Below are 23,158 nucleotides of genomic sequence, written 5' to 3' on the forward strand. Positions count from 1 at the left end.
GCGACATTCCATTCGAGTGAATGAGCACGGCGACGAGGAAGGGGCCGCCGTCGCGACTCGTGGTCGCGGCGGCGGCCCCTCAGGAGGAGCGGGTCAGCTCCGGCGCCGCCTCGCGACGACGAGCAGGGTGCCGGCGGCGATGAGCGCCGCCGCGCCGAACGCGACGGCGATCGTCACGTCGACGCCCGTCGGAGCGAGTGCGCCGGGCTCAGCGGGATCGTCGGTCTCCGAGGGTGCGGGCGTCTCCGAGGGTGCGGGCGTCTCGGAAGGCGCCGGGGTCTCGGGCGTCTCGGGGGTCTCGGTCGGCTCGGGGGTCGGCTCCGTCGCGACGTGCTCCGCCGCGCGGCCGAGCTCGGCCGGGTCGACGACGTCGTGCGCGGCGAAGTAGTCCACGGTCGACGAGAGGTCGATGAGACCCGTGTCGGCCGTGCCGACGCCCTCCGCGAAGGTCGTGAAGCCGTCGCCGCCCGCGGCGATGAACGAGTTCGTCGTGACGAGGAACTCGTCCTCGGGCGCGATCGGCGCGCCGTCGAGGGTCATCGAGACGACGTGCTCGCCGGCGGCGGCATCCTCGACGTACTCGTACGCGAAGCCCTCCGAGACCCCGAGGTGGAGCTTCTCGCGCTCGTTGCCCGGCTGCCACTGCTCTTCGAGGACCTGCTCGAGCTGCGCGCCCGTGAGCGTCGTCGTGACGAGGGTGTTGCCGAACGGCTGCACGGCGGCGACCTCCTCGTAGGTCACCGCGCCGTCCTCGCCGTAGAGCAGGTCGTCGCGCAGGCCGCCAGGGTTCATGAGCGCGAGGTCGGCGGGCTCCCCGCCGTAGTCGCCGTACTCCGCCGAGGTGGCCCAGAGGTACACGTCGGCGACGAGGTTGCCCATCGTCGACTCGACGCCGCGGTCGTCGCCGGGAGGGGTGCCGCCGCGGAGGATGTCGGCGCTGATCTGGCCGACGACCTCCTGACCGAGCACGTCGGCCTCGGCCGACGCCGCGTCGACGATCTCCTGCACTGCCGCGTCAGCCGGGAACTGCGGCACGTCGTCGTCGCCCCTCTGCGCGACGAGGTCGACCGTCGAGCCCGCGATCGAGACGAGCTCGCCCGTCGCGTCGTCGACCTGGATGTCGAGCGCACCGAGCGTCGTGCCGTACTGGTGCGCCTGGATGACCGGGCGCCCGTCGATCTCGCAGCTGTAGAGCTGGTGCGTGTGGCCGGACACGATGGCGTCGATGTCGGCGGACGCGCCGCGGACGAGATCGCCGTACTCGCTCTGCTCCTCCGCCAGCGCCGTGCAGTCCTCGCCCGACGAGCCGGAGTGGCTCAGCAGCACGACCACATCGGCGGCGTCATCCGCCGTGATCTCGGCGGCGACGCGGTTGGCCGCCTCGAGCTGGTCGCCGAACTCGATGTCGGAGATGCCGGCGGGGCTCACGAGCGTCGCGGTGTCGCTCGTGACGGTGCCGATGAAGGCCACCCGCACGCCGCCCACCTCGCGCACGGCGTACTCCTCGAGCGCCGGGGTGTCGGTGCCCTTCTCGTAGACGTTGGCGCCGAGCGCGTAGTCGGCACTGCCGTAGCGGGGGATGACGCGGTCGGTCAGGTCGGCGAAGCCCTGGTCGAACTCGTGGTTGCCGACGACGCTCAGGTCGAGTCCGCCGGCGACGAGCGCGTCGATCGTGGGCTCGTCGTCGTTGATGAACGAGGTGAACGTGGAGGCGCCGATGTTGTCGCCGGCCGAGGCGAAGATCGTGTTCGGGTTCGCGTCGCGGTACTGCGCGACGGCGCCCGCGAGCACCGCGGCGCCCGCCTCGTCGCCGTTCGCCTCGATGCGCCCGTGGAAGTCGTTGATCGTCAGCACCTGCACCTCGGTGGTGCCGTCGTCGACCGTGTAGAGGGTCGTCGATCCCGACACCTCGTTGCCGACGGCGAGCATCGGCTTGCCGGTGGGCGACTCGTCGGCGGGGATGAAGTCGAGCCCCTCGGGGCCGAGGTCGCCCGCCTGCGAGAGGATCTCGGCCTGGCGGTCGGGCTCGGCCTCGATGTCGTCGGCGGCCGAGACGGAGAAGTCGCGGTTGTTGACGTAGGTGACGTACGCGGGAGCCTCGGGGTCGGTGATGTCGTAGGCGATGACGCCGCCGAGCCGTTCGAAGCCGATGAAGGCGTAGGTGCGGCCGTCGACCTCGCCGATGGCCAGGTTCTCGGGCTCGACGCCCTTCGCGTCGCTGCGGCTCTCGAGCTCGTTGTCGTCGTGGCTGGCGTTGAAGTGCTCGGGTAGCAGCTCGGCCGTGATCTCCTCGAACTGCGAGCCGGAGTCGAAGACCTGCGTGCCGTCGGCCGTGTAGATGGAGAACGACCGGGCGCCGTAGGCGTAGAGCTCGGTGTAGCAGCCGGCCGCCTCGTCGAAGCCCATCTCGGTGGAGACCTCGAGGCGGCCGAGGGCGTCGTCCTCGAGGGTCGCTGCGTCGAACGCGGTGTCGCACACGGGGCCGTACCCCGTCATCGCGCCGGTCTCGTCGTCGATCTCGCCGAGGTCCTTCACGCGCGCGGGCTCGACGTAGTCGCCCCATTCGCGCGCGTCGCCCTCGTTCGCCGTCACGAGGTACGTCTCGCCGTCGACCTGGTAGCTCTGGATGCCGTCGGGCATGTACATGCCCTTCAGGCCGGGGTAGGTCTCCAGGGAGACGGTGGGGGCGTCCTCGGGGTCGCGGTCGGACGGGTCGAGGGCGACCTCGCCCCAGTCCTTGACGCCGAGCGACCAGATGTCCGTGACGGTCGCGGTGGGGAGGTCGACGACCGCGACGGCGTTCGCCTCCTGCAGCGCGGCGTAGGCGGTCGTGCCCGAGACGGCGATGTACTCCGGCTCGAGGTTGCGCGAGACCGGCAGGTCGTCGCCGTGCGGCGTGGGCCCGAACACGCGGACGTCCTCGGGGAGGGCGCCGTCCTCGAAGGCGTGGAAGTCGGCGATCGCGACCGCGCCCTGCGTCGGCGCCTCGACCGTGCCGGGAGCCGGCAGGGTCACGACGCCGACCGATCCCTCCGGGTCGCTCGAGAAGTCGTCTGCGGGCTCGCCCTCGTTCGCGACGAGCGCGTAGGCGCCGTTGGGCGAGACGGTGACCATGTCGGGGAGCGCGCCGACCGCCACGGTCCCGAGCACGGTCGCCGCGTCGGCGTCTGCGTCGAAGAACAGCAGCGCGCCGTCCGCCGTCTTGTCGTCGGCGACCTCGAGCGCGACGACCCCGAGGCCGTCCTCTCGGATGGCCACGGAATTCGCGACGTACCCGTCGGAGCCGACCGTGTAGAGGAGGGAGGGGGCCGCCGGGTCGCTCATGTCGAGCACGCTCACCGAGCCCTCCGCCGCGTTGATCGAGTAGAGGCGGTCGCCGTGGGCCTGCACGATCTCCGACGCGCCCTCGTCGAACACCCCGGTCTCGTAGGTCCCCGTGGGGACGAGGGAGAAGGGGGCGTCGGAGGCTGCGCCGACGATCGGGTCGGGAACCAGGGCGGCGCTCGCCGCGGTCGCCGGAGCGAGCGCGAGCGCGCAGACCGCGGCCGTGGCGGCGACGGCGCTCGCGGAGCGTCGGGAGAAGGGAGAAGGCATCGCTGTCCTCGGGTCGCAGGAAGGGTGCGGCGCCGGGCAGGCCGCCCGGGCGCCGCCGTCCTGCCTACCGCCGCGAGATGACGTCGAGGTGAACGGACGGACGGTCCGCCGGCGCCGGACGGGTACGCTGGCGGCGATGAAGACCCTCGCCCGGCTCGCCGCAGCGGCCGCCGCCGCGTGGGCGCTGCAGGCCGCGCTGGGCGTCGCGTTCGCGCGCCGCGTCGTCGCCTGGCGCCCGCACGCCGACGAGCGCGTGATCGCGGCCGACGCGGCCACGGCGACGTTCGCCGCGTCGGCCAAGACCCGCCATCCCGGTGTGTTCGGCGTCCGCCAGGGCGACGGATACGCGCTCGTGGGCGACGTGCTCTCCGACGACGGGCGGATGGTCGTGCGCGCGATCGCGGGAGGCGCGTCTCCGCGTCCAGGCGGCGTGCGGTGGGAGGGCGACGTGCACGCCCTCCCGTCGGATGCCGGACCGCACCGCGACGTCGTCGTGGACGCGCCGTCGGGGCCGGCGCCCGCCTGGAGGTTCGGGCCGGACCGGCACGACACCTGGGTGCTCCACATCCACGGCATCCGGGCGACGCGCGACAACGCGCTGCGCTCCGTGCTCGCGGCCGAGGCCGAGGGGCTGCCGAGCCTCGTCGTCTCGTTCCGCGGCGACGGCACCGCCGGGCCGGCAGCGGGCGGCGCGAGCAGACTCGGCCTCGACGAGTCGGACGACGTCGACGCGGCGATCGCGTACGCCGTGCAGCACGGCGCCCGCCGCGTCGTGCTGTGCGGATGGTCGATGGGAGGGGGCATCGCGCTGCGGCTCACCGAGACGAGCGCGCATCGCGACCGCATCGCCGCCCTCGTGCTCGTGGGCCCGGCGACCGACTGGCGCGCGGCCATCCGAGCGGGGGCCGTGGTCGGACACGTGCCGTTCCCGTCTGCGGCCGCCCGGCACGCCATCCGCGCACTCGGGCATCCCGTGCTGTCGCGCCTCGCGGGGCTGTCGGCCCCCGTCGACGTCGACGTGCTGGACTGGACGCGCGCCGGGCGCCTGCGGGTGCCCGCGCTCGTCGTGCACTCGCGTGCCGACCGCACCGTGCCGTTCGCGTCGACGGAGGCGTTCGCGCACGCGAACCCCGGACTCGTCGAGGTGCGGGAGGCGCCGGAGGCCGACCACTCGTGGGAGTACAACGTCGCTCCGGAATGGTTCACGGAGACGGTGCGGGAGCGGCTGCGCGCGGTTCAGGCGGAGCCGCTCCCGGCGGCGAACCCCTCCGCATAGGCCTCGTCGGCGCCGAGCCGGAACATGTCGCGCTCGCCCGTGCGCACGATCGAGCGCGCACCGGGCAGATCGAGGTCGCCCACGAGGTCCGCGCGCCCCCGGACGACGGCCACGGGCATCCCCGTCGTCTTGCGCTTGACGAGGTCGGCCGCGGCGCACAGCTCGTCGGCGACGCAGGGGAGCGTCACGACGAGCGGACGGCCCTGCGCGTCGACGCCGCCGCGCAGATCCTCGAACACGTGCACGCCGGCCGCGCCGATCGCATGGTCGGTCTGCCCGTCGCGCCACGCACGGCCGAGCGTGTCGGACACCAGCACGCCGAGACGGACCCCGAACCGCTCGCGCAGGGCGGCGGCGAGCGCACGGGCCGACGCGTCGGGGTCGACGGGCAGGAGGAGGACCGTGCCCTCCGGCGTGTTGGAGGCGTCGACGCCGGCGGCCGCCGACACGATGCCGAGCCGGTTCTCGACGATGCGGGTCGTGTGCCCTGTCGGCGAGGTCCGCGTCGCCACGACGCGCACGGTCTCCCGCGTGATGGCGTCCTCGCGGTCGTCGGCGACGACGGAACGGCCCTCGGCCTTCGACACCACCTTGCTCGTCACGACGAGGATGTCGCCGTCGGACGGCTCCTCCCCGGATGCGGCGAGCGCGTCGCCCACGATCGCGGCGAGGTCGTCTCCCGCCGAGATCTCGCCGATGCCGGCGAGCCCCCAGACCTGCAGCACGCGGGTCAGCGCGAGTAGCGGACCTCGGTGAGCGTCTCACCGAGGAACGGCTCGTCGCGGCGCGCGCCGTCGAGGCGGAGGTCGCGCTTCTCGTAGAAGTCGCGGGCGCCGGGGTAGCGCTCGGCGAGCCACAGGTAGAGCGGCTCTCCGTCGTCGACGACGGCGTCGAAGAGCGCGCGGCCGATGCCCTTGCGGTGCCACGAGTCGAGCAGGTAGACGAAGTAGAGCTCGCGGGCTGCCGGGGCGTCGGCGTCGCGCGCGGGGCCCGACCCGGCGAAGCCGATGATCTCCCCGTCGACGAGGGCGGCGGCCATCCGGTACTCGGGGCCCTGGGCGGTGTAGTGGGTCCAGAGCTCGGCGAGGCGGCGCGGGGAGACGTTCTCGAGCGTCGCCGTGCTGATCAGCTGATCGTAGGTCTCGTGCCAGACCTTGGCGTGCACGCGTCCGAGCGCCTCCGCGTCGACGTCGCGGACGGGGCGGACGAGCACGTCGGCGTGCGTTTCGGTGGCCATGCCGCCAGGGTACGCGGCGCCGCGGGCGGGGCGAAATCCACGGGTTGTGGAGGGTCGACAACGAACGCGGGCGGCGAGGGGAGCGCCGGTAGCGTCGCCCTCCGTGAACGTGCTCTGGCGAACCCTCCTCGTGATCCGACGAGCGAAGCGACGCGCCCGCAGGGTGGGCGTCCGGCCGCTCGACGACGTCTACCGCATCCGCCTGCGCGTGCTCCCGACCGACATCGACCTGCTCCGCCATCTCAACAACGGCCGCTACCTGTCGCTGTTCGACCTGGGACGGTGGGACATGCTCGAGCGCTCGGGCCTCACGGGGCTGTTCCGTTCGCGAGGGTGGTACCCCGTCGTGTCGAGCGAGACCATCACGTTCCGCCGCTCGCTCGAGCTGTGGCAGCGCTTCGAGCTCGAGACGCGGTGGATCGGCCGCGACGACCGCGCGCTGTACATGGAGCACCGCGCCGTCGTCGACGGCGAGATCTACGCGCAGGCGATCATCCGGGCCCGCCTGCTCGGGAGGTCCGGGCCCGTGCCGCACGACGAGCTCTTCGCCGCGGTCGACGTGCCCGACGGCCTCCCCGAGGTCGCGCCGTGGATTCACGAGTGGGCCGAGGCCGCGGCGCTCCCCTCGACGCGGCGCCCCGCCCCGAGCACCTGGGACTGACGGGACGGAGAAGGACCGCGTCGACGACCCGAGGAGGTCGTGAACGTCTCGACGTCCCACGACTCAGGAGACCCATAGCCGCCATGCCCGGGTTGCGGGCGGTCCCGTCCCTAGGCTGTCGCCATGGTCGACGGAGCAGCGCACGAAGACGGGGGAGCGATCGTCGAGGAGGCGGTCGCGCTCGCCCGACGATGGGTGGACGAGGCGGCGACGGCCGACGTCGACGCGTCGGCCGAGCGCCTCGCGGGCGTCCTGGAGGACCCCCGCGGGCTGCCCTTCACGATCGGCTTCGTCGACGGCGTCATGCGTCCAGAGAGCCTCCCCGCTGCGGCGGCGGAGCTCGCCCGGATCGCCCCGCTCGCGCCGAGCTTCCTCCCGTGGCACCTGCGGTCGGCCATCCGCGCGGGAGGTGTCGTCGGTCCCGTGGCGCCGTTCGCCGTGGTGCCGGCGGCCCGTCGGGCACTGCGCCGCATGGTCGGCCATCTCATCGTCGACGCGCGCCCCGACAAGCTCGGCCCCGCGCTCGCCGCGCTGCGCGAGAAGGGCGCCAGGCTCAACCTCAACCTCCTCGGCGAGGCCGTGCTGGGCGAGAAGGAGGCGCATCGCCGGCTCGAGGGCATCCATGAGCTCGTCCGCCGCCCCGACGTCGACTACGTGTCGGTCAAGGTCTCGGCGATCGCGAGCCGCCTGTCGATGTGGGCCTTCGAGGAGACCGTCGCGGCCGTCGCCGACCGGCTCCTGCCGCTGTACCTCTCGGCTGCCGGCAACGGGACGTTCCTCAACCTCGACATGGAGGAGTACCGCGACCTCGACCTCACGGTCGCCGTCTTCCGACGACTGCTCGACGATCCCCGGCTCCACGGGTACCACGCCGGCATCGTCCTGCAGGCGTATCTCCCCGACGCCCTTCCCGCGCTCGATGCGCTCACCGCCTGGGCGCAGGAGCGCGTGGACGGCGACGGCGCGCCCATCAAGGTGCGGCTCGTGAAGGGGGCGAACCTCGCCATGGAGCGGGTCGACGCCGCGCTGCACGGATGGCCGCAGGCCCCCTACGACACCAAGGCCGACACCGACGCGAACTACCTGCGCTGCCTCGACGCGGCCTTCGACACGCAGCGCACGCGCGCCGTGCGCATCGGCGTCGCAGGGCACAACCTCTTCGACATCGCCTGGGCGTGGCTGCGCGCGGGCGAGCGCGGCGTGCGCGACGCCGTCGAGTTCGAGATGCTCCTCGGGATGGCCGAGGGCCAGATGCAGGCGGTGGCGCGCGACGTGGGGCGCCTGCTGCTGTACGTGCCGGTCGTGAAGCCGGACGAGTTCGACGCCGCCGTGAGCTATCTCGTGCGGCGACTCGAGGAGACCGCGTCCGCCGAGAACTTCCTCTCCTCCGCGTTCCGCCTCCACGACGACGACCGCCTGTTCGCGCGGGAGGCCGACCGCTTCCGCGCATCGGCCTCGCGTGCCGGCGACGCGTCGCTCGCGGTCGGTCCGCGGCGCCGGCCGCAGCGCGACGGCGAGCCGGAGCGGCCTCTCGAGGCGCCGGCCGAGCCCGACGCCGCGGCGCTCGCCGACACGCGCCGCATTGGCCGGGACGACGGCGCCTGGCACTCCACGGCCGTCTTCGCCTCGCACGAGGGCGCGCCCGCCGTCGGCGCGGCCGGCTTCCGCAACGCCCCCGACACCGACCCCTCGCTCGCGGCCAATCGGGAATGGGGCAGGGCCGTCCTCTCCCGCGTGCCCCGGTCGCGTCTCGGCGTCTCCGAGGTCGAGGACGCCCGGATCGCCGACGCGGCGGGTCTCGACGCCGTCGTGGCGCGGGTGCGGGAGGCGGCGTCCGCATGGGGCGGGACGCCGGCCGCCGAACGCGCCGAGCTGCTGCGCGCCGTCGCGCGCGAGCTCGAACGCCGGCGCGGCGACCTCGTCGAGGTCGCGGCAGCAGAGACCGGCAAGGTCCTCGCGGAGGCCGACACCGAGGTGAGCGAGGCCGTCGACTTCGCCGCGTACTATGCCGCGAACGCGGGCGAGCTCGACCGCGTGCCGGGCGCCGTCTTCCAGCCCTCCCGCGTCACGGTCGTCGCGCCGCCGTGGAACTTCCCCCTCGCCATCCCCGCCGGCGGCGTGCTCGCCGCGCTCGCCGCGGGATCGGGCGTCGTCTTCAAACCCGCGCACCAGGCGCGCCGGAGCGCCGCCGTCCTCGCGGAGGCGATGTGGGCGGCCGGCGTCCCGCGCGACCTGCTCGCCCTCGTCGCGCTCGACGCGGTCGATGGAGGGGGCGGCGACGCAGACGGCGGGGGCCTCGGCCGCCGCCTCGTCTCGCACGCGGACGTCGACCGGGTCATCCTCACGGGGTCGTGGGAGACGGCGCGCCTCTTCCGCACGTGGCGGCCCGATCTCGCACTGCACGCCGAGACGAGCGGCAAGAACGCCGTCATCGTGACCCCGTCGGCCGACCTCGACCTCGCCGCGGCCGACATCGTGCGCAGCGCGTTCGGGCACGCCGGTCAGAAGTGCTCCGCCGCCTCGCTCGCGATCCTCGTCGGCCCGATCGGCCGCTCGCGGAGGTTCGCCCGGCAGCTCGTCGACGCGACGCGCTCGCTGCGCGTGGGGCCCGCCCACGACCCGCTCTCGGAGGTCGGGCCGCTCATCGAGGCGCCGCGCGGCAAGCTGGCCTGGGCGCTCTCCGAGCTCGAGGAGGGCGAGTCGTGGCTGCTCCGGCCGCGCCCCCTCGACGACGGGGACGACCGGCTCTGGAGTCCGGGCATCCGGATCGGGGTGCGCGCCGGCTCGCGCTTCCATCGCGAGGAGTTCTTCGGGCCCGTGCTCGGGGTCATGCACGCGGCGACGCTGGATGACGCGATCGCCCTGCAGAACGCCGTCGACTACGGGCTCACGGCGGGCCTGCACACGCAGGACCCCGACGACCTGGAGCGGTGGCTGGAGACCGTGCAGGCGGGCAACCTGTACGTCAACCGCGGCATCACGGGAGCCGTCGTGCAGCGGCAGCCGTTCGGCGGATGGAAGCGCTCGTCCGTCGGGACCGGGGCGAAGGCGGGCGGGCCGAACCACCTCGTCGGCCTCGGCAGCTGGCGCGCGACGGGCGGGGCGCAGGCCCTCGGCCATCCGCGCGGGCTCGACGGCCGCATCGCGGCGTTCCTCGATGCGGCCCGGCCGGGGCTCCCCTCCGACGAGTTCGAATGGCTGCGCCGCGCCGCGCACTCCGATGCGTCCGCGTGGGAGCGCGAGTTCGGACAGGTGAAGGACGTGTCGGGGCTCGGCGTCGAGCGCAACCTCTTCCGCTACCGTGCGACATCGGCCGCCGTCCGCGCGACGGCGGACGCCGCCTGGAAGGACGTCCTGCGGGTCGTGGTGGCGGGCATCCGCGCGGCCGACTGGTTCAGCCTCAGCGTGCCGGGCGGCCTCCCCGCCCCCGTGCGCCGCGCGCTCGGCGACCTCGACGTGCCCGTCGCCGTGGAGAGCGACGACGACTGGGTCGAGCGGATGGCAGGGGGCATCCCGGAACCCGCCGCGGACACCACGTCGCTCGCGACGAGCGAGCAGATCCTCGGCATCGAGCGCGAACGGCCGAACCGGGTGCGCATCGTCGCGGACGCGGGAGAAAGCGTCGCCCTGCACCGCCGTCTCGCGCACGCCGTCGGCGGCGACCCCGACCTGGCGATCTGGTCGGGGGACGTGACGACCGCCGGGCGGCTCGAGCTGCTGCCGTTCCTCCGCGAGCAGGCGATCTCGATCACCGCGCACCGCTTCGGCAACCCCGACGACCGCTTCTCGGAGGTGATCTGAGAGCCGCTCCGATCAGAGGGAGCGGGCCGCTCGACGCCGTCGCGGCTGCGGGGGCGTCGCGGGCAGGCGCCCGACGAGCAGGGGCATCGACTCGATCCGGGCGCGCTCGACGTGCGCGGCCGTCAGCATGGCGGCGAGGTCGGCCGACCCCGCGACGATCGCGTCGACGATGTCCTTGTGCTCCTGCCACATCGCGGTGGTGTCGCGCTCGGGCGTGAGGCGGAAGAGCCACCTCACACGGCCGTTGAGGAGGCTGCTCACGCGCTCGAGCAGGGCATGGCCGGCGAGCCGGATGATCTCCTCGTGCAGGTCGGAGTTGCGCGTCGACGGGGGCAGCGCCGACGCCGGCGCATGCGCGAACTCGAGGGCCTGGCGCATCGCCGTGACGTCGGCGCCGTCGGCGGCCCGTCGCGCCGCGAACTCGGCCGCGAGCGGCTCGAGCTGACGGCGCAGGTCGAAGACCTCCTGCGCGTCGACGAGCGTGAACGTGTGGACGACGGCGCCGCGTCGCGGCTGGGACGTGATGAACCCCTCCGCCTCGAGGATGGGCAGGGCCTCGCGCACGGGCACGCGCGAGACGGCGAGGCGCTCGGCGATCTCGCGCTCGTTGAGCTTGGACCCCATCGCGAGCTCGCCCGTGATGATCTGCTCGCGCAGATGATGGGCGATGCGCGTGGGCGTCGCGAGCTCGGTCTGGATGGTCATGGGGCCATCATCGCAGGTCGGCGTGAAGCGCACTTGGAATGCCAAAAGGGTCGTGAGTGACGATCAAGTCACGTTTTTCGTGCGTTTGGTATGCGAAAATGACATCGGCGTAAGGGCTCTGTGACGACCGTGTTAAACGGCGGGATCGGGCAGCGGCCCTCGCCTAACGTCCAACGCATGATCGGTTTCCTCGTCCGCCGCCTCGGCGCATCGCTCGCGACGCTCTTCGCCGTCGTGACGATCGCGTTCGCGCTCGGCCGCGCCACGGGCGAGCCGGGCGCCCTGCTCCTGCCCGACAACGCCTCGGCCGAGGACGTCGCCGCGATGAACGCCTCGCTCGGCTTCGACCGGCCGCTCATCGTGCAGTACGCGTCGTACCTCGCAGGACTGCTCACGGGCGACTTCGGCGACTCATACCGCCTCCGGGAGCCCGCCATCGGCCTCGTCCTCGAGCGCGTCCCCGCCACCTTCGAGCTCGCGCTGTGGTCGTTCGCGGCCGGCCTCGCGCTCGCCGTGATCGTCGCGCTCGCCATCCAGCTCACCGGCAGCCGCGTGCTGCGCGCCGTCGCGGGATGGGCCGGCGCGCTGCGGCAGTCGGTTCCCGACTTCTTCTTCGGCCTCCTGCTCGTCCTCGTCTTCGCCGTCACGCTGGCCGTGCTCCCGTCACTCGGGCGGACGAGCCCCGCGAGCCTCGTGCTGCCCGTCGTCACCCTCGCGACCGGCCAGTTCGTCATGTACCTCCGCCTGCTCGACGCAGCACTCAGCGAGCAGGCGTCCCAGGACTACGTGCGCACGGCGTTCGCGCAGGGCCAGCGCCGCAGCGCGATCCTCCTCACGCAGATGCTCCCGAACGCCCTCCTCCCCGTGCTGGGGATGGCGGGCCTCAACCTCGGCGGGCTCCTCGGCGGAACGGTCGTCGTCGAGGTGGTCTTCGCCTGGCCGGGCCTCGGCCAGCTGCTCACCGACGCCGTCAGCCAGCGCGACTTCCCCATCGTGCAGGCGGGCCTGCTGTTCGTCGCCCTCATGTTCGTCGTGGTCAACACGCTCGTCGACCTCGTCGTCCACCGCATCGACCCCCGGACGGCTCTCGCATGACCGCGCAGATCATCCCCGCCGCACCTCCCGCCGTCACGGCGTCCCGCCCGGGCTTCGCGCTGCGGCCCTCGGCCGTCGTCGGCCTCGCCATGATCGCGGCCGTCGCGCTGCTGGCGGCCGTCCCGCCGCTGCTGCCGGGATTCGACCCGATGGCGCAGGACCTGCGCTCCGCACTCGTCCCGCCCTTCGCCGACCCGGCCCATCCGCTCGGGACCGACGCCCTCGGGCGCGACCTGCTCGACCGCGTCTCGCTCGCGTCGAGCGTGACGCTCGGCATCACGCTCGCGATCGTGTGCCTGAACGCCGTCATCGGCTCGACGATCGGGATCGTCGCCGGCTACGTCGGCGGTCGTGTCGAGGCCGTCGTCGCGGTCGTCAGCAACGTCACCCTCGCGATGCCCGTCGTCCTCCTCCTCATCGCCATCTGCGCCGTGCTGCGCCCGAGCGCGGGGCTCGTCGTCGTGGTGCTCGGATGCACCTGGTGGGTCGGCTACGCCCGAGTGACGCGCAACGTCGCCGCATCGCTGCGCCGCCAGGACTTCGTCGTGGCGCCCCTCACGCAGGGCGCCGACACGGTGTGGGTGCTCGCCCGCCACATCGTCCCCAACGTCTGGCCGCACACGCTCATCATCGCCGCGACCGACATCGCCACGATCGTGCTCATCGAGTCGTCGCTGGAGTACCTCGGCCTCGGCGTGCAGCCGCCCGTGCCCAGCTGGGGGTCGATGATCTTCGACGGCCAGAAGTACCTCGGGTCGGACCCGTGGCTCGCCGTCCTGCCGGGGCTCGTGATGTTCCTCGCCGTCGCAGGCGCCCAGTTCGTCAGCCAGCAGTTCACGGCGGAGAGCCGCGGCGCCCTCCTCCGGAAGGGAGGCATGCGATGAGCGTGCTCGAGATCGACGACCTCCGCATCGAGGTCCCCGCGCACGCGGGGGCCGCCGCGGATGGCCCGCGTCTCGCCGTCGACGGCGTCTCCCTCCAGGTGGGGGCGGGGGAGTCGCTCGGCGTCGTCGGCGAGTCGGGCTCGGGCAAGAGCCTCACGATGCTCGCCGCGCTCGGCCTGCTGCCCGCCGGCGTGCGCATCGCGGCCGGTCGCATCGTGCTCGACGGCCGCGACATCACATCGCTGCCCGAGCGGGAGATGCGCACGCTCCGCGGGCGCACGGCCGCGATGGTCTTCCAGGACCCCATGTCGGCGCTCAATCCGCTGCGGTCGGTCGGCGCGCAGATCGCCACGGCGGTGCGCGTGCACGACCCCCGGCTCAGCCGTCGGCAGGCGCGCGAGCGCGCTGTCGAGCTGCTCGAGTCGGTCGGCGTCCGCCACGCGGCCGACCGCGCGGCCACCCGCCCGCATCAGTGGTCGGGCGGCATGCGCCAGCGCGCCATGATCGCCATGGCGGTCGCCCACGACCCGCTCCTGCTCATCGCCGACGAGCCGACGACCGCGCTCGACGTCACGGTGCAGGCGCAGGTCATGGCGCTGCTCGCCGAGGTGCGCGAGCGGACAGGGTCGGCGCTCGTCCTCATCACCCACGACCTCGGTCTCGTCGCCGAGAACACCGACCGCGTGTCGGTCATGTACCGGGGAGCGCTCGTCGAGGAGGGGCCGACCGGCGCGGTGCTGCGGGCGCCGGCGCACGAGTACACGCGACGCCTGCTCGCCGCACGGCCCGAGGCGCACGAGCCCGATCGGCCGCCGATCGCGGGTGCCGTCGGAGACGACGCGCTGGTCGTCTCCGACCTCGTCGTGGAGTATCCCGCTCCCCGGCGAGGCGCTCCGCCCGTGCGCGCCGTCGACGGGGTGAGCCTGCGCGTCGGACGCGGCGAGACGGTCGCGATCGTCGGGGAGTCGGGCTGCGGCAAGTCGTCGCTCGCGCGCGCCGTGCTCGGCATCCATGCGGGCACGAGCGGCACGGTCGCGCTCGGGGGCCACCGCGTCGCCCCCGCCCTCGCCCGCCGCAACGCGGGTGAGCGCGAGCGCGCCCAGATCGTCTTCCAGGACCCGTACTCGGCCCTCGACCCGCGGATGACCGTGGCCGAGATCGTCGCGGAGCCGCTCCGGATCCGGCGCGTGCACTCGCGCGAGCGCGTGCTCGGCCTGCTCGCCGACGTGGGGCTCGACGAGTCGTTCGCCGGCAGGCTGCCCGGCGCGCTGTCGGGCGGGCAGCGCCAGCGCGTCGGCATCGCGCGGGCCCTCGCCCTGCGGCCGGGGCTGCTCGTCCTCGACGAGCCGGTCTCGGCCCTCGACGTGTCGATCCAGGCGCAGGTCCTCGACCTCCTCGACGACCTGCAGCGCGCCCACGGCCTCGGCTACCTCTTCATCTCCCACGACCTCGGCGTCGTGCGCAACATCGCCGACCGGGTCGTCGTCATGCAGGGCGGGCGCGTCGTCGAGGAGGCGCCCGCCGACGAGATCTTCCGCAGCCCCCGCCATCCGTACACCCGCACCCTCCTCGACGCCGTCCCGCGCCTCGAGCCCGCACCCGCATCCTGACCCCCCCGAAACGAGGACATCATGACCTTCTCCCGCCCCCGTCGCCGCCCGCTCGCGGCCGGCGCCCTCCTCTCCCTCGGCGGCATCGTGCTCGCCGGCTGCGCCGGCGGCTTCGACGAGCCGTCCGGCGATGCTGCGGAGGCCGCGACGACCGCCATCGTGGCGGCGCTGCCCACGGACCCCACCTCGATGGACCCCGTCCGCTCGGGTGCTCTCGTCGTGCTGTCGGTCTTCTTCCACACGTTCGACCAGCTCGTGAAGATCACGGCCGACGGCGAGATGGAGCCGAAGCTCGCCGAGGAGTGGACGCCCAACGACGACCTCACGCAGTGGGACTTCGCGCTCCGCGAGGGGGTCACCGCGTCGAACGGCGAGGAGATCACGGCGGACGACGTCGTCTTCTCCTACCAGGCCATCCTCGACGACCCGACGAGCGAGAACTTCGCCTACCTGTCGTCGATCGACTCGGTCGAGGCCGTCGACGAGCACACGGTGCGATTCCACCTGAAGCAGCCGTTCTCCGCGTTCCCGCGCAACACCTCGCTCATCTCGATCGTGCCCGCCGACACCTACCAGGAGATGGGCGCCGACGCCTTCGCGCAGGACCCGGTCGGCTCGGGCCCGTACGTGTTCGAGAACGTGCAGAAGGGCGTCGCGTACGACCTCGTCCGCAACGAGGACTACTGGGGAGACGCCCCCGAGATCGAGTCGATCTCGCTCCAGCCCGTGTCGTCCGACGAGTCGCGGGTCAACGGCGTGCTGTCGGGTTCGCTCGACGTCGCGCAGGTCGGGCCCACCCAGGTGTCGTCGGTCGAGTCGAGCGGCTCGGCGCAGGTGTTCTCCGCACTGTCGAACGGCGTCGTGTTCCTCGGCGTGAACTCGACATCCGGTGTGCTCGCCGATGTCCGCGTGCGCGAGGCGATCGCGGCCGCGATCGACCAGGAGGCCATCACGGAGAGCCTCCTCGGCGGGCTCGCCGAGCCGGCGACCGCGATGCTCGCTCCCGCCGTCGAGGGCTACTCCGACGAGGTCGCCGGCACCGCCTACGACCCGGAGCGCGCAGAGGAGCTGCTGGCGGAGGCCGGCTACGCGGGCGAGACGATCACGTTCGACTACGCCACGGACGGCCGCATCCCGCTCTCCGCCGAGGTGGCGCAGACCATTCAGGGCTACCTCTCCGACGTCGGCATCTCCGTCGACATGGTCGGGGCCGACCAGGAGAGCCACACGCTCAAGGTGCGGAACAAGGAGTTCACGGGCATCTACCTCAACACGTGGGCGCCGTCGACCGTCGACGGCGACCTGCCGCTGACCGACTTCTACGAGGCGTCAGGCAACAACAACTACGCGCAGGACCCCGTCACCGCCGAGCTCGCCGCCGCGCAGCGCGGCGTGACGGGCGAGGAGCGCGAGGCGGTGTTCGCCGAGCTGCTCGACTACAGCAACACCCAGGGGTACTTCGTGCCGCTCTACGTGCCCGCGAACAACTTCGCCGCCGACCCCGCGCTCGACTGGGCACCGCGCGCCGACGGCCTCTACGACTTCACCGAGACGAGCTTCCAGTGACCCGCACCATCCTCCAGGACGTCCGCCCGTGGGGCGGCGCCGCCGTCGACGTCGTCCTGACGGACGACGCCATCTCCGACATCCTCCCCGCGGGCACCGCGGGCACCGCGGTCGGCGACGTCCGCGTCGCCGGCCGCGGCCGGATCCTCCTGCCCTCCTTCTCCGATGTGCACGTCCACCTCGACTCGACCCGCATCGGGCTGCCGTTCCGCCCGCATACGGGGTCGCCGGGCGTCTGGAACATGATGCTCAACGACCGCAGCCACTGGCGCGAGGCCGAGCAGCCGATCGCGTGGCGCACGACCGAGACCCTGGGCCGGATGATCGCGCACGGCACGACGAGCGTGCGCAGCTATGCGCAGGTCGACGTCGACTGCGGCCTCGAGCGCCTCGACGCCGTGATCGCCGCGAAGGAGGCGCACGCGGGGCGGGCGGATGTCGAGATCATCGCCTTCCCGCAGGCGGGGCTCCTGCGTGAGGAGGGCTCGGCCGAGCTGCTCGCCCGCGCCATGGAGCACGGCGCCGACGTCGTCGGCGGCATCGACCCGTGCGCGCTCGACCGCGATCCCGCCCGGCACCTCGACATCGTCTTCGACATCGCGCAGCGCTTCGACGCCCCGATCGACATCCACCTGCACGAGCCCGACCAGCTCGCGAGGTTCTCGGCGGAGCTCGTCGTCGAGCGCGTGAAAGCGCTCGACCTGCGCGGGCGCGTGACGATCTCGCACGGCTACGGGCTGGCGAAGCTGCCGGAAAGGGAGCTGCGCGCGCTGCTCGAGGAGTTCGCGGCGTGCGACATCGCCTGGGCGACGATCGCGCCGCCCTCGCCGCTCCCGACGCTCCTCCTCGCCGAGTACGGCATCCGGCTGGGCCTCGGCGAAGACGGCCAGCGCGACTACTGGACCCCGTACGGCAACGCCGACATGCTCGACCGCACCTGGCAGATGTCGTTCACGAACGGCTTCCGCCGCGACGTGGACGTCGAGCACTGCGTCGCCGTCGCGACCATGGGCGGGCGCTCCGTCATCGGCACGGCCCCGCGCCTCGCGGGGATCGACGACCGCCCGGGGCTCGCCATCGGCGACCGCGCCGACCTCGTGCTCGTCGCGGGCGACACCGTCGCGGCCGCCGTCATGGACCGCAGCCCCGACCGCACCGTGCTGCACCGCGGCGGCGTCGTCGCCGACGCGCTCGCTCTCGTCGAGGGAGCCGCGTGACGCTCGTGCTGACGGCGTCGCAGCTCGAGGCGCTCGTCGACCGCCCGGCCACGATCGACGCCGTGTCGCGCATCTTCGCCGAGATCGCCGAGGGCCGCGCCGCCCAGCCGGGGCCGACGTCGATGGCGACGGCCGCCGACACGGGCCGGTACATCCTCATGTCGGCCGTGTCGGACGGCACCGGCACGGCCGGGGTGAAGCTCCTGGCCGACGTGCCAGGCAACGCCGCGCGCGGGCTCCCGACCCAGCGGTCGATGATCCTCGTCGTCGACCGCGAGGACGGCGAGCCCGTCGCACTGTTGCATGGCGGCGTCCCCACGCGCGTGCGCACGGCGGCGGCGAGCGCCGTCGCAACCGACGTGCTCGCGCGGCCCGACAGCCGCGTGCTGGGGCTCGTCGGGGCCGGGGCGCTCGCCCGCGAGCACGTGCGCCAGCTCCGCGGCATCCGCCCGTTCGACCGGCTCGTCGTCTGGTCGCGCACGAGGGCGTCGGCGGACGCGCTCGCCGCGGCGGCGGAGTGGGACGGGAGGATCGACGTCGTGGGCGACGTGCACGCCGTCTTCGCCGAGGCCGACGTCGTGTGCACGCTGACGCCGTCGAGCTCGCCGATCGTCGAGGGCGGATGGCTGCGGCCCGGCCAGCACGTCAACGTCGTGGGTGCGAGGCCGCGCCCCGACGAGCGGGAGGTGGACGGCGAGGCCCTGCGCCGCTCGTCGATCTGGGTCGACGATCGCGCGACCGCGGAGACGAAGTCGGGCGACCTGCTCCTCGCCGTGGCGGAAGGGGCCGTCCGGCTCGACGACGTCGTCGGGTCGATCGGCGAGGTCATCGCCGGTCGCGCGCGAGGGCGACGCGATGCGGCGGAGATCACGCTGTTCGACTCCGTCGGCATCGGCGCGCAGGATCTCGCGATCGCCGACCTGCTCATCCGCGCCGCACGCGCGCAGGGCGTCGGATGGGCGGTCGACCTGGGGGCGTGAGGGCCGGCGTCAGCGCGGCAGCACGTCGTCGAGGTGGGCGCGCAGCTGCCCGCCGATGTCGACGCCGCCACGGTCGTAGAGCCACTGGTACTGCAGCCCGTCCCACAGGGCGAGCAGCCACAGCGCTTCGTGCGAGGGGTCGCGGTGCGCTGGCAGGTCGCCGGCCGCCGCGGCGGCACGGAACATGCTCTCGAACCCGTCGAGCGCGCTCGCGAAGCGGTGCGCGAAGTACGCGTGCGCGGGGTGGCTCTCCGGAACCGCCTCGCACGAGATCACGGCGTACACCTCGACGAGGCCGGGGGCGTCGCGCTCGTTGGCCTCGGCGCCGTCCGGCAGCGCGCGCAGCAGGTCGGCGCCCGTCGCGTCGGCCGCCGCCGTGGCGGTCGCGTCGATCCGCCGATCCCGTTCCTCGAGCACGGCGAGCAGCAGGGCGTCCTTCGACGGGAAGTGGTGGTACAGCGCCGACTTCGAGACGCCGACGCGCTCGGCGATGTCCCGCAGGGGCGTGTCGCCGTAGCCCTCGCGCCCGAACAGGGTCATGGCGTCCTCGATGATGCGCTGACGTCGGGCCCGTCCCGCGCGGTACCCCGTCTCGACGCGGGGCGCGCTCGCGAGCGGCGTGTACACGGGCACGGCGCCCGCGCCGGCCGGCGGCTCGTCGGGGGAGCGCCAGCCGACCGGGAACGCCAGCAGCTCCTCATGGCGCTCCAGCGCGTCGACGACGTCGGCGCGCTCTGGCAGGTACTGCGCGACGACCTGCAGCGCGTCCCACGCCGCCATCAGGCGCACCGACTCGGCGGCGGGGTCGCGGTCGTCGCCGACGACGCCCTCGCCCTGCGCGGCCTCGATCATGGCGGCGCCGAGGGGGCCGATCCCGGCCGCACGCTCGCGCATCGTCTCGTGCGCGGGGTGGCCCGCAGCCGATGCCTCGCCGATGAGCGACGCGAACAGCGGGAGGTAGCCCGGAGCCTCGGCGTTGCTGCGGGCGACCATCGAGAACGGCAGGTCGTCGGTCGAGCCGCGCGCGATGTCGGGCAGCGTCGTGAGGGTGGTGTCGTCCTCGAACCGCTCGAGCACGCAGGCGAGCAGCTCCTCCTTGCCGCGGAAGTGCTTGAGCAGCGCGGGATGGCTGATGCCCGCCTCGGCGGCGATGTCGCGGAGGGAGACCGCGCGGTAGCCGTGCTGTGTGAAGAGCGCGAGGGCCGCGTCGACGATCGACGCCCGTGTGCGCTCGGTGCGCGCGGCGCGGCTCGTCATCGTCAGCGTCATCGTCGCCCCCTCATCCGCCATCGTATCGGGTTACCGATGGGTCGGATTCCAGTTACCACGAGGTCGGATTTCGTGTACGCTGGCCCGTGTTCGTCGATGCAGACGAGGAAAAGGACGAGAACGATGACAGAGATGTCGGCGGCCGCTTCGGCGGCCTACGCGGGCACGACCGGCTTCAAGGCGCCGGGCACGACGCCCGCCAGGGCACCGCGCGGTTACGCGCCGGGGCTGGCGACCGTGAACTTCGGCATCTACATCGCGCTGCTGACGCCCGTCATGGTGTCGATGGCGTTCAAGGTGCAGCACATCACGGCCTCCGCGGCCGAGGCGACCAGCGCGCTCGGCCTCGTCTCGGGCGTCGGCGCCCTGTTCGCCCTCGTGGCGAACCCGCTCGCCGGCCGGCTGTCCGACCGCACGACGTCGCGGTTCGGCATGCGCCGCCCGTGGATCCTCGGAGGCGGCATCGTCGGGCTCGGCGCCCTCGCGCTCATCGGCTCGGCGACCTCGGTGTGGGTCGTCCTCATCGGGTGGTGCCTCGCGCAGGCGTCGCTCAACGCCGTGCTCGCCGCCGCGAACGCGACGCTCCCCGATCAGGTGCCGACGGAGAGCCGCGGCAGGGTGTCGGGCCTCGTGGGCATCACGACGCCGCTCGCCATCCTCGGCGGCAGCTTCCTCACCAACTTCATCGCGGGCGACTTCCTGCGCTTCGTCGCGCCGGGCGTCATCGCGCTCGTCTTCATCGTGCTGTTCGTCCTCGTCCTGAAGGACCGTCGCCTCGCCGAGAAGCCCGCCGAGCGCTTCACGGTGGGCCAGTTCCTCGGGTCGTTCGTCTTCAACCCCCGCAAGCACCCCGACTTCGGGTGGACGTGGCTGACGAAGTTCCTCATCATGTTCGGCTACGCCGGCATCGCGACGTTCCTGCCGCTCTTCCTCACCGAGAAGTTCGCCCTCGACGAGCAGACCGCGATCACGACCATCCTCCTGGCGAACATGGCCTCGACGATCGCGATGGCCGTCTCGAGTCCGCTCGGCGGCTTCCTCTCCGACCGCTTCGGCAAGCGCCGTCCCTTCGTCGCGGCGGCCGGGCTCATCATGGTCGTCGGACTCGTGCTCCTCGCGTTCGCGCCGACCATCGCGGTCGTCATCGTCGCGCAGGCCGTCATCGGCTTCGGCGCCGGGTCGTTCTTCTCCGTCGACCTCGCCCTCGCGACCGAGGTGCTGCCCAACCCCGACGACACCGCGAAGGACCTCGGCGTGCTCAACATGGCCAACGCGCTGCCGCAGTCGATCGCTCCCGCGATCGCTCCGACCGTCATCGCGCTCGGAGCGGGCACGGCCATCGGCGGCTACTCGCTCTGGTACCTCATCGGCGCGGTCATCGCCGCGGCGGGCGCCGTGCTCGTCTACCGCATCAAGGGAGTGAGGTGACCGTGGCGGAGAGCGATCGCCCCTGGCTCGACGCGACCCTGCCCGTCGACGAGCGCGTCGAGCTGCTGCTCGGCGAGATGACCCTCGACGAGAAGGCGGGTCTCTTCTTCCACACCATGATCGGCATGGGCCCGCTCGACGAGCCGAACCCGGTCTTCTCCACGCCGTCTGCGGTCGACTACGTCGAGACCCGCCGCATGTCGCACTTCAACCTCATCGGCGGCGCCCAGACCGCGCGCGAGATCGCGCAGTGGCACAACGCCCTGCAGCGCCTCGCCGCGTCGACGCGTCTGGGCATCCCCGTCACCCTGTCGACGGATCCGCGACACGCGTTCACCGACAACCCCGGCACGGGGCTGCTCACCGGCGCGTTCTCGCAGTGGCCCGAGCCGCTGGGCCTCGCCGCGATCGGCGACGAGGAGACCGTCGAGCGCTTCGCCGACATCGCCCGCCAGGAGTACCTCGCCGTCGGCCTGCGCGTCGCACTGCACCCGCAGGTCGATCTCGCCACGGAGCCGCGGTGGTCGCGGCAGGTGGCGACGTTCGGGGAGGACGCCGACCTCTCCGGCCGCCTCGGCGCCGCCTACGTCCGCGGCTTCCAGGGCGAGGCCTTCGGCGCGGCGTCGGTGGCCACCATGACGAAGCACTTCCCGGGCGGCGGCCCGCAGAAGGACGGCGAGGACCCGCACTTCGCGCACGGCCGCGAGCAGGTCTACCCCGGCGGCGCCTTCGAGGAGCATCTGAAGCCGTTCCAGGCGCTCTTCGACGCCGGCACGCGCCAGGTCATGCCGTACTACGGGATGCCCGTGGGCACCGAGCACGAGGAGGTCGGCTTCGGCTTCAACCGCTCCGTCATCACGGGCCTCCTGCGCGAGCGGTTCGGCTTCGACGGCCTCGTCTGCACCGACTGGGGCCTCCTCACCGACGCCGAGATCTTCGGGCAGCCGTTCCCCGCGCGCGCCTGGGGCGTCGAGCACCTCTCGCCGCGCGAGCGGATGAAGAAGGTCCTCGACGCGGGCGCCGACCAGTTCGGCGGCGAGGCGTGCCCCGAGATGCTCGTCGAGCTCGTGGCGTCGGGGGATGTGCCGGAGTCGCGTCTCGACGTGTCGGCTCGCCGCATCCTGCGGGAGAAGTTCGCGCTCGGCCTGTTCGACAACCCGTTCGTCGACGAGGACGCGGCCGACGCGGTCGCGGGCAGCGCGGCGTTCCGCGCGGCCGGCGAGGCCGCGCAGCGCGCGTCGATCACGGTGCTCTCGAACGACGGCACCCTGCCCGCGGTGCGCGGGCGCCGCCTCTATGTCGAGGGCATCGCGGCCGAGGCCGCTGCCGCCTACGGCGAGGTCGTGGCGACGCCCGGCGAGGCCGACATCGCCGTGCTCCGCCTCCAGGCTCCGTACGAGCAGCGCCCGACGCACTTCGAGAACCTCTTCCACTCGGGGTCGCTCGACTTCCCGGCGGAGGTCGTCGCGCACGTCCGCGAGGTCGCGGCCGTCGTGCCGACGGTCGTCGACGTGTTCGCCGACCGGCCGGCCATCCTCGGGCCCCTCGTCGAGGCGGCGGCCGCCGTGACGGTCAACTGGGGAGCGAGCGCGGCGGCGCTCCTCGACGTGCTCACGGGGGAGTCGACGCCGCAGGGCCGCCTCCCGTTCGACCTGCCGCGGTCGATGGCGGCCGTCGAGGCGTCGCGCCCCGACGTGCCCTTCGACACCGCCGACCCGCTGTTCCGGTTCGGGCACGGTCTCACCTACTGAGCCGTGCACAGGCCCGCGAGGCGGGGCGCCCTCTCCACAGGGCGCCCCGCCTCGTCGCATGCGAAGGTCATGCGTGACATCGTG

The 23,158-nt window shown here is 73.2% G+C and carries 16 protein-coding genes; 11 read left to right on the forward strand and 5 right to left on the reverse strand.

What is annotated here, in order from left to right:
• Positions 1-93: 93 nt before the first annotated feature.
• Complete coding sequence (locus ABD998_RS15915; protein WP_345441367.1) at positions 94-3,594, reverse strand: choice-of-anchor I family protein; 3,501 nt, start codon at positions 3,592-3,594, stop codon at positions 94-96.
• A gap of 136 nt (positions 3,595-3,730) precedes the next feature.
• Here ABD998_RS15915 and ABD998_RS15920 point away from each other — a divergent pair, with 136 nt between their 5' ends.
• Positions 3,731-4,870 (forward strand): alpha/beta hydrolase family protein, encoded by a 1,140-nt coding sequence (locus ABD998_RS15920; protein WP_345441370.1) that lies wholly within the window; start codon positions 3,731-3,733, stop codon positions 4,868-4,870.
• Here the strand turns inward: ABD998_RS15920 and cofE are convergent.
• Positions 4,831-5,595: a coenzyme F420-0:L-glutamate ligase gene (gene cofE / locus ABD998_RS15925; protein ID WP_345441373.1), complete on the reverse strand. Its 765-nt coding sequence runs from the start codon at positions 5,593-5,595 to the stop codon at positions 4,831-4,833. The genes ABD998_RS15920 and cofE overlap by 40 nt on opposite strands.
• A gap of 5 nt (positions 5,596-5,600) precedes the next feature.
• Positions 5,601-6,107, reverse strand: coding sequence for a GNAT family N-acetyltransferase (locus ABD998_RS15930; protein ID WP_345441376.1), 507 nt, complete (start codon positions 6,105-6,107; stop codon positions 5,601-5,603).
• Positions 6,108-6,210: 103 nt separating this feature from the next.
• On the opposite strand from ABD998_RS15930, the gene ABD998_RS15935 reads away from it, so the two are divergent.
• Together ABD998_RS15935 and ABD998_RS15940 are read left to right on the forward strand one after the other, a co-directional pair.
• The gene (locus tag ABD998_RS15935; RefSeq protein ID WP_345441379.1) at positions 6,211-6,768 is read left to right on the forward strand and encodes an acyl-CoA thioesterase; all 558 of its coding nucleotides are present in this window, start codon (positions 6,211-6,213) and stop codon (positions 6,766-6,768) included.
• 123 nt (positions 6,769-6,891) lie between these two features.
• On the forward strand, positions 6,892-10,569 hold the full coding sequence (locus ABD998_RS15940; RefSeq protein ID WP_345441381.1) for a bifunctional proline dehydrogenase/L-glutamate gamma-semialdehyde dehydrogenase: 3,678 nt from the start codon (positions 6,892-6,894) through the stop codon (positions 10,567-10,569).
• A gap of 12 nt (positions 10,570-10,581) precedes the next feature.
• On the opposite strand, the gene ABD998_RS15945 is transcribed toward ABD998_RS15940, so the two are convergent.
• The gene (locus ABD998_RS15945) at positions 10,582-11,274 is read right to left on the reverse strand and encodes a GntR family transcriptional regulator (RefSeq protein ID WP_345441383.1); all 693 of its coding nucleotides are present in this window, start codon (positions 11,272-11,274) and stop codon (positions 10,582-10,584) included.
• A 177-nt stretch (positions 11,275-11,451) separates the two neighbouring features.
• On the opposite strand from ABD998_RS15945, the gene ABD998_RS15950 reads away from it, so the two are divergent.
• Genes ABD998_RS15950 through ABD998_RS15975 form a run of 6 tightly spaced genes read left to right on the forward strand, consistent with a single transcriptional unit; the run spans position 11,452 to position 18,626 of the window.
• The gene (locus ABD998_RS15950) at positions 11,452-12,369 is read left to right on the forward strand and encodes an ABC transporter permease (RefSeq protein WP_345441385.1); all 918 of its coding nucleotides are present in this window, start codon (positions 11,452-11,454) and stop codon (positions 12,367-12,369) included.
• Positions 12,366-13,253, forward strand: a complete 888-nt coding sequence (locus tag ABD998_RS15955; RefSeq protein ID WP_345441388.1) for an ABC transporter permease — start codon at positions 12,366-12,368, stop codon at positions 13,251-13,253. Before ABD998_RS15950 ends, ABD998_RS15955 begins: the two co-directional genes overlap by 4 nt.
• Positions 13,250-14,863 (forward strand): ABC transporter ATP-binding protein, encoded by a 1,614-nt coding sequence (locus ABD998_RS15960; RefSeq protein ID WP_345441391.1) that lies wholly within the window; start codon positions 13,250-13,252, stop codon positions 14,861-14,863. Before ABD998_RS15955 ends, ABD998_RS15960 begins: the two co-directional genes overlap by 4 nt.
• A 21-nt stretch (positions 14,864-14,884) precedes the next feature.
• Positions 14,885-16,429 carry an ABC transporter substrate-binding protein gene (locus ABD998_RS15965; protein ID WP_345441394.1) on the forward strand — a complete coding sequence of 515 codons (1,545 nt, stop codon included), beginning with the start codon at positions 14,885-14,887 and terminating at the stop codon, positions 16,427-16,429.
• The gene (locus ABD998_RS15970; protein ID WP_345441397.1) at positions 16,426-17,646 is read left to right on the forward strand and encodes an amidohydrolase family protein; all 1,221 of its coding nucleotides are present in this window, start codon (positions 16,426-16,428) and stop codon (positions 17,644-17,646) included. The genes ABD998_RS15965 and ABD998_RS15970 overlap by 4 nt, the downstream gene beginning before the upstream one ends.
• Complete coding sequence (locus tag ABD998_RS15975; RefSeq protein ID WP_345441400.1) at positions 17,643-18,626, forward strand: ornithine cyclodeaminase family protein; 984 nt, start codon at positions 17,643-17,645, stop codon at positions 18,624-18,626. Before ABD998_RS15970 ends, ABD998_RS15975 begins: the two co-directional genes overlap by 4 nt.
• Positions 18,627-18,635: 9 nt before the next feature.
• Here ABD998_RS15975 and ABD998_RS15980 read toward each other — a convergent pair whose 3' ends face one another.
• Positions 18,636-19,895, reverse strand: coding sequence for a TetR/AcrR family transcriptional regulator (locus ABD998_RS15980; RefSeq protein ID WP_345441403.1), 1,260 nt, complete (start codon positions 19,893-19,895; stop codon positions 18,636-18,638).
• Positions 19,896-20,018: 123 nt separating this feature from the next.
• On the opposite strand from ABD998_RS15980, the gene ABD998_RS15985 reads away from it, so the two are divergent.
• Both ABD998_RS15985 and ABD998_RS15990 read left to right on the forward strand, forming a co-directional pair.
• Positions 20,019-21,323: an MFS transporter gene (locus ABD998_RS15985; RefSeq protein WP_345441406.1), complete on the forward strand. Its 1,305-nt coding sequence runs from the start codon at positions 20,019-20,021 to the stop codon at positions 21,321-21,323.
• On the forward strand, positions 21,320-23,074 hold the full coding sequence (locus tag ABD998_RS15990; protein WP_345441409.1) for a glycoside hydrolase family 3 protein: 1,755 nt from the start codon (positions 21,320-21,322) through the stop codon (positions 23,072-23,074). The genes ABD998_RS15985 and ABD998_RS15990 overlap by 4 nt, the downstream gene beginning before the upstream one ends.
• The last annotated feature ends 84 nt before the right edge of the window (positions 23,075-23,158 follow it).

The sequence above is a fragment of the Microbacterium gilvum genome (assembly GCF_039543865.1).
GTDB classification, from domain to species: domain Bacteria; phylum Actinomycetota; class Actinomycetes; order Actinomycetales; family Microbacteriaceae; genus Microbacterium; species Microbacterium gilvum.

Coding starts and splice junctions, on each gene's coding strand:
- ABD998_RS15945 (WP_345441383.1), bottom strand. CDS start 11,274: ATGACCATCCAGACCGAGCTCGCGACGCCCACGCGCATCGCCCATCAT.
- ABD998_RS15955 (WP_345441388.1), top strand. CDS start 12,366: ATGACCGCGCAGATCATCCCCGCCGCACCTCCCGCCGTCACGGCGTCC.
- ABD998_RS15985 (WP_345441406.1), top strand. CDS start 20,019: ATGACAGAGATGTCGGCGGCCGCTTCGGCGGCCTACGCGGGCACGACC.
- ABD998_RS15940 (WP_345441381.1), top strand. CDS start 6,892: ATGGTCGACGGAGCAGCGCACGAAGACGGGGGAGCGATCGTCGAGGAG.
- ABD998_RS15980 (WP_345441403.1), bottom strand. CDS start 19,895: ATGACGCTGACGATGACGAGCCGCGCCGCGCGCACCGAGCGCACACGG.
- ABD998_RS15965 (WP_345441394.1), top strand. CDS start 14,885: ATGACCTTCTCCCGCCCCCGTCGCCGCCCGCTCGCGGCCGGCGCCCTC.
- ABD998_RS15950 (WP_345441385.1), top strand. CDS start 11,452: ATGATCGGTTTCCTCGTCCGCCGCCTCGGCGCATCGCTCGCGACGCTC.
- ABD998_RS15960 (WP_345441391.1), top strand. CDS start 13,250: ATGAGCGTGCTCGAGATCGACGACCTCCGCATCGAGGTCCCCGCGCAC.
- ABD998_RS15915 (WP_345441367.1), bottom strand. CDS start 3,594: ATGCCTTCTCCCTTCTCCCGACGCTCCGCGAGCGCCGTCGCCGCCACG.
- ABD998_RS15930 (WP_345441376.1), bottom strand. CDS start 6,107: ATGGCCACCGAAACGCACGCCGACGTGCTCGTCCGCCCCGTCCGCGAC.
- ABD998_RS15920 (WP_345441370.1), top strand. CDS start 3,731: ATGAAGACCCTCGCCCGGCTCGCCGCAGCGGCCGCCGCCGCGTGGGCG.